The 6,671-nt window shown below is 51.6% G+C and carries 6 protein-coding genes; all 6 read right to left on the bottom strand.

Annotated features, from left to right (window positions below; all coding sequences use genetic code 11):
• Nucleotides 1-81: 81 nt before the first annotated feature.
• Nucleotides 82-798, bottom strand: coding sequence for a DUF2931 family protein (locus tag G5134_RS21130; RefSeq protein ID WP_082970074.1), 717 nt, complete (start codon nt 796-798; stop codon nt 82-84).
• A gap of 253 nt (nt 799-1,051) precedes the next feature.
• Complete coding sequence (locus G5134_RS21125; RefSeq protein WP_231939786.1) at nt 1,052-1,480, bottom strand: DUF2931 family protein; 429 nt, start codon at nt 1,478-1,480, stop codon at nt 1,052-1,054.
• Between the two features lie 457 nt (nt 1,481-1,937).
• Nucleotides 1,938-2,630 (bottom strand): DUF2931 family protein, encoded by a 693-nt coding sequence (locus G5134_RS21120; protein ID WP_026459193.1) that lies wholly within the window; start codon nt 2,628-2,630, stop codon nt 1,938-1,940.
• Nucleotides 2,627-4,573, bottom strand: coding sequence for a T6SS phospholipase effector Tle1-like catalytic domain-containing protein (locus G5134_RS21115; protein ID WP_065017937.1), 1,947 nt, complete (start codon nt 4,571-4,573; stop codon nt 2,627-2,629). The genes G5134_RS21120 and G5134_RS21115 overlap by 4 nt, the downstream gene beginning before the upstream one ends.
• Complete coding sequence (locus G5134_RS21110; protein WP_065017936.1) at nt 4,573-5,373, bottom strand: DUF4123 domain-containing protein; 801 nt, start codon at nt 5,371-5,373, stop codon at nt 4,573-4,575. The genes G5134_RS21115 and G5134_RS21110 overlap by 1 nt, the downstream gene beginning before the upstream one ends.
• Nucleotides 5,370-6,671: bacteriophage T4 gp5 trimerisation domain-containing protein (locus G5134_RS21105; RefSeq protein WP_421232176.1), on the bottom strand; the 1,302-nt coding region annotated here is incomplete at its 5' end. The genes G5134_RS21110 and G5134_RS21105, both read right to left, overlap by 4 nt.

Raw genomic sequence — 6,671 nt, 5'->3', positions numbered from 1 at the left:
AAGTGCGCACTAAAGTAGCGTAAACAAGACACCGGTTTGAGGCCGGTGTCAGGTGATAACTAGATCTGTACATCCAGCGCATTAATTAACCGGTTCATTGTCAGTGTGAGGTTGTTTGGCACGGTAAGCATCCATGATGGGCGCCCAGTCCATACCCTGCGGAATTGGGTGCTGCAGGTAAGTGGCGCCATAATCCTTATCAAATGCCGCAAAAGCATTATTGAACTGTTTGGAAAGTGGCACCTTTTCGTCTTGCCAAAGCCTTATTTCTTTAGCTATGCCTCTTGCTAGTAAAATATCTGGTTTGACTTTGAATTTAGTTAGAAACACTTCAACGTACCCCCCTGGAGAAAGTCCAAGTGCGATTATATTTCTTCGTACTTCTTGGCGTTTTTCTGCATTCAATATCCAGTAGCCTTGTGCAATCTGAGAGTTTAAATTTAATGGGAGCATCAAAGTGATGCCGTAACGTTTTTTGTCATGGAAGGAAACCCATTCAACATCAACTTTATCAGGAATTGGCTGGCTGTATAATTTTCGACCTGCACCTATGCGCCAGCGATAATCCTTTTCTCGTAGAGCCTCAACTCCAACATAACCAGAATCACCGTTTGACGAGCCGTGAATGAGCTTCCCCTCCCGATAAAAGTTGGCCTTTGTGTGCCATATTTCATCCGCGTTGGAGCCCACCATATAAGACCAATCCATAGTCTGTGGAGTGCTTGCAACACCTGTAGCGCTAAAACCCAGCAGACCCAGCGCTAGTAAAGGAGGTTTTATCCAACTGAATTTCATCATCCGCCTTCCTGATTATTGTAAATTTTACATCCATCTCTACCATCGATATTATTCGCCATATTGACCAATCCAGTGTCTGCACTATGGTGCAAGTATTCAAAACGAAGATAACGATAGGCATCTGATGTTAATTTATTCGCTAAATTTTAACTATACCTCGTTCTTTAGCGGCATTAATCCATTGCTCATCTAGCTTGGCTAGCTGCGACTAATGGCAACATCAGCAGTAATAGGAGTGTGCGCATTGATGCCATCATCGCACCGGGTTTATATCTGTCTTGGGCTGTGCCGCACGGTAGGCGTCCATGATGGGAGCCCAGGCCATTCCGTTGGGAACGGGATGTTTATTAAACAACTCTCCGTATTTGCTCACAAATGAATCTATCCCATATTGCTCCGCAACAGGGACTTTTTGATCGTACCAATCATCCGTGACTTCTTCTGCAATACCACGAGAAAGTAATATGTCAGGACTAACACCAAGACTACGCCCCATCAATAGCACTTCGTAGTATCCACCAGGCGCTAGGCCAAAGTAGAGCCAGTCACGACGTTCTTTACGCCCATCGACTTGATAAACCTGCCTCATCCGCTGTTCCAAATCCTTGGGCAGATCAACCTTGATGCGATAACGCTTCTGGTCGTAAAACGATACAACTTCAAGAACCGCACTATGGGGGATTGGCTCGCCATCCGTCGGCAGTCCCCCTCCGCCAGCCCAATAATATTCTCTCCCTATAATATTTTTTTGAATGCAGCATCGTAGTTTCCCTTGCCCTTATCAGCGTGAAAATCTGCCCATTTCAAGAAAACTCCGTTTTGCTACCCCAGATATCATCAATATTACTACCGACTCCATAGTGCCATTGAACCGGCTGTGATGCTGACGAACCAGCACAGATCATTAAGGAAAAACAGAACAACACTACCGAAATACATTTTTTCATCATGCCTCCTGATTATCGATCAATCGGCGACGCTCTTTGCGCACCAACTTCTCGTACTTCTTGATATTGACTGAGTTAGCAATACCTTGATTACTGGCACTATGATGCAAATAGTCACGGCGTAACGCCCGATAGATCTCTGGCGGCAACTGATGGGCCAGATTTTTCACTACTCTCGGTTCACCGATATCATCAATTGACTGGCTCGGTATCCGTTTTGGGCTGGGCGGCGCGGTACGCGTCCATGATAGGAGCCCACGCTTCGCCGGTTGGGACCGGATATTTGTCGTAATAGGGTCGGAAATTTTTATCGAAACGGGCCCATCGCTCCTGATATTGGCTATCTAGCGGCACTTTCTTGTCATACCAATCGTCGGTCACTTCATGGGCCATACCACTAGCAATCAGCACTCCGGGTTTAACATATGGACCTTCTAAAGTTACTTCTACATACCCTCCGGGGAAAAGCCACATTTCAATCCAGTTACGCTGTTTTATCCTTTTATCTTCTAAGCGGTAACGCTGCGCCATCTGCTTCCCCAAATCCTTGGGCAAATCCAGAGTGATCCCATAGCGCTTCTTGTCGTGATACGACACCCATTCTATCTGCACCTTATCTGGTACTGGCTGGTTCTCAAAACTACGGCCACCACCAACCTGTCCCTGATATTTTTTCTCTTTCAAGATACTTTCATTTACAGCAGATACTCCCCCAGTACTTGACTCGTTTGCCCCCATTCCTTCCCGGCTAAATAAAGCTCGGGTATGCCAAATTTCATCTGCCCTCGTGCCAACTGAGTAATCCCAATCCATCTTGGTCGGGCCATTGTCTTTGCACCCAGCTAGCCCTAGTAACAATAACGGCAGTAATAACCAACGTCTCATTTCCCCCCCTCCAAGTTGCTGATGATGCGGCGAGCCTCTTGCCCATTAATACGGTTTGCCCCATTCACCAACCCATCATCCGCGCTGTGATGCAAGTACTCGAAGCGCAAGTATCGATAGATCTCTTCCGAGAGCTGTTGACTCAAATCTTTGGCCACCCCAGCCTCGTTACCAGCATTAACCCAATGCCCATCCAGCTTGCTCAAATCAACTCGTGGTTTTATCGGCGCTCCACTATCCAGCATCAAGGCCTTGTCTGTCTTATCCCACTCACAAAATGGAACACCCGCCGTCCTCGCGGCTTCGACCATGATGTGTAGGGGGATACGGGAATACTCGCCCTCAACGACCCGGTTGATCAGCACGGTTACACTGACTTCCAACGGTTTTTTCCAGCCAAACTCAGGACGGTTTAACGTGCGAACTCGCAAATTGAGTTTCCCTTTCATCGGGTCACTAGCTGGAGAAGGCAACACAGTCACCCCATTTCCCCAGCCCTGACGCAATTTAGCTTGGGCATAGTCCATTGCTTGCTGATAGGCGGAACTTTGCTCCGGTCGGGTTCCTGCGGGTTCCATACTTTGAAACAGCTTAATCGCCTTTTGCTCCGTCAGAGCCGGATTGCTATTGGGGTTTCGTAAACTCCAACGACTGTAATAACCGCCGCCAATGTCCGAGTGGCAACCTGGCAGCGCCAGTTCGGTGAAGTTGGACGCAATCTGTTTACCCTCCACGTCATTGGTGATCCGGGTCAGGGCAAAGAAGTAGCGCCACTCATCCTTGGCTGTCAGGTGCACGACCCGCTCCGCACAATCCGAGGCTAGCGTGATGTTACGTGCTTCCAGTAGCGACGAACAGACAGTATCGAACAGCCCGACAAACTTGATCCTGCAATCCTCCCGGCTTGCCCAGTCAAAACCTGCTTTCAAGCGGATACTAGATTCTTTGGATACCGCCTCAACCAGTGGGTGATCAGCCTGCAGGTCGATCGTGTTCACGAACTGCCGTGCCGCCGAAGCCCCCCGACTAAACCCAAACACGTCAAATTCGATCTTGTGGATACATTCCAGAGTTGTTAGTTCATTTCCTAATTGCTGTTTGATTTGTTCAACAATTTTCTCACGGCAGGCTAGCTGGACCTTGCCATCACTAGATGTCGGACCTGCATCCATACCTTGGCCAACAAGGGTTGAGTCACCTTTACCAGATTCTGTCCCAATGCCATCGAGATAAACACGCACGACCAGCCTTCTTGGTTCATTGGGGATATATAAGTCATAAGCCTTCCCAATATTAGTGATGTCGTTCCCTTGGCTGTTATCACTCACTGACACCGTCCCCGCCATGCACTGCTGGCGTACCCTCTCCTGTTCTAGCGGATCGCTGCATTGAGCCAGAAAGGCTTCTATCTCTGCTTTACCTTCCTCATGTTTAAAGGAGTTGTTGGCCGTGCCATCAAAGAACACACCGATACGCAGGATATTCAGCCGATATCCCTTCACCTCAATCACGTAGGAGTGCTTGGTGAAAAAGCGAGTAGGCTGGGCCTGTCCTGACTGATGTCCTTTCGGTAGCGGCTGTTCTGGGTCAGTGAGGCAGAGGTCGCCTGTGGTCACCTTGACATGCTCTCGTTTGACGTCGCAGTGCCCGAATAACTTGTCTGTATAGGCGGGTACCTGTGTGGTCTCACCCTCCTTGAGGGCTTCACGGGACTGCGCCGCCTTGAGCCAGGCTGGCGTCTCGATTTTTACTGTCACCGGGCCAACTGCAAACCCTCGCACCAGGGTGGGTCCATCCTGCAGGGTGACCGTCTCTGACTTGCCGGTTTCGTCAGTCAAAGTGGCCTTGAGCCCCTTGAACGAACGGTTGTGCTCATCGCGAATGTCTACCTCTATCCAGTTATCATAACGTTCGCAAGGGATACAGTGGGGATCTGCCGCCATCAGGATACTCCTGTCAATTCGTGATGTTTGTTCAGCCAGTTGGCTACCTGAACCAGCTCATCGTCAGTCAGCATCAATGGCCCCCGTATCTCTTCAAGAGCCAGATTGGCCTGCAAGGCCAAGGCGCCAGCCACCACACCATCGCGCACATCCTCTTGCAGCCCATCCTGATTGGCCAGTTTGAGTGTGGGTAAAATGGTCCCGGCCGGGTCAGGATGGCGCTCCATCATAACCGTCATGGTCTGCCATAACCGCCGCCGCAAGATGTAGGCATGACGGTTCTCGTCGTAGAGTCCAACCAGATGATGAGACCGGATATGAAACCAGGGGGTTTGCAATGCGGGTTGGAACCGGGCATGAGGCGTGCGAGAGAAAACCTTGCCCTGGATCCAGAGCCCGGAACAGGGCCCCAGCACACTATCGCGTTCATCAGGGGTCATGGCGCTGAGCATGGGCAAGAAAATGCGTGGGTCAGAGAAACGAAACCAGACTGCTTCTCCCTCGCGTATCGCTTCTATCAGGCTCTGCCAATGGTGGCGGATCAGCTCCACTGATTGGTCGCTGATCAGATAGAAGCCGCTCAGGGCGGGATTGGCCATCATGAACTCAGTAGAAGGCGCTGGCAGCAACCAAGGTCCCAACGCAGACTGCTCATCGAAAGCGGTACCGGCAAAAAGTGGATTGGCATTCTCTCCATCATAGGTATAGAAATCCGCCACGGCTGACACCGCTTGTGCTCCATCGATGACGGCATACCTCTCACCCGCTTGCTCGCCAGCGAGCCAATCAAATAACGTCATAATACGGAAACCTCAATCAGTCGCTTGATCCTGCTGCGGTTGTCCGATGCATTGTCAGAGGTTGGGATCGTATTGAGCAAGGTATCGAAATCATCGCTCGTGGTGGAAACTACTCGATCGACCCTTAGCTTGGTCTGCGTCGGAAACAGCATTTCAGCTTCGCCCTTGAAGTGCGCAGCGTCTCCCAGCAGACGGCCACCGTGTCCGGCAGGCAAGCGGATCTTCAACAAGGTATCGTTGACCCAGGCCTTGTCCGGTGAGGTACTCATGAATCCTGGCTCAACAACGATATTGCCCACCCCTGTGAACTGCTCTTTCAGGGCTGCAAGCTCCGGCTTGTCCAGCGCCAGCCCCCGGTAGACGAAAGACAACTCAGGTGAAGCCGGCAATTTGGCCAGACCCGCCTCCACATCAGCAACATAGGCCTTCATTGCCTTATCAAATTCACCCGCAGATGTCGGCTCATCATTCAAATAGCTGCGACTAAGCAGGGTATCGATGGCCTCTCGCTGCTTGTAGGGGCGATCACGCAAATAGTTATTGAGCAATGTGTACCCCTGCGCCGAATAGTATCTGAGTGCTTCATCCGCTTTGGATATCTCTACCGTCGCCCACTTCTTTGCCGGCTTTTTGCCTTCCCCTTTGACCGCAACAGGTGGCGGCGGCGGTGGCATCCCTGCTCCTCCGGCAAGCTGGGGTGGAGCCGGTGGTGGAGCCGGTGGCCCCCCGGCAGGTGGAGGGGGCACTGGTAACGGGGCTGCTGGACAAGGCTTGGCCAGCGGCGCCATGGACTCCATGCTCTTGTGGATGGCCGGGGCTGGCAACGTTGCTGGTGGTGGTGTTGGCACCTCGACATTACCTGGTAGAACGGGAGCCTTGCCACCCCAGCCGGAACCTGAACCCGGACTGCCGCCTGAATTCATCTTGATGGAGCCGCCACTGAGAGTAACGCCGCCGGCATCGAGCTTCACAAAGCTGCCACCCACCTTGAGGGTCAACTCCGCACCGGCCTCCATCACGATCTTCATGCCCGCCTTGTGATGTACCTCGCTCCCCGCTTCCACCAGCAGGGACTGCCCCAGCTTCTGATGCAGACTGGCATCCACCGTCAGCGAGTAGTCGGCTTTTATCTGGTCGCGCTTCTCACCCTCCACCGTCAGATGGTCGTTGGCCTTGATACGGGTCACCCGCTCATTGTCGATATCGGTGTGCTGGTCGTGCTTGATATGCCAGGCCGCATCGTTCTCTATCAACACGTTCAGATCTTTCTGACCGTGGATATAGATCTCTTCCTTGCC

The sequence above is a fragment of the Aeromonas sp. 600276 genome (assembly GCF_049175815.1).
GTDB classification, from domain to species: Bacteria; Pseudomonadota; Gammaproteobacteria; order Enterobacterales; family Aeromonadaceae; genus Aeromonas; species Aeromonas dhakensis.
The sequence above is the reverse complement of the archived record's forward strand: the minus strand, read 5'-3'. Positions and strand labels throughout refer to the sequence as shown.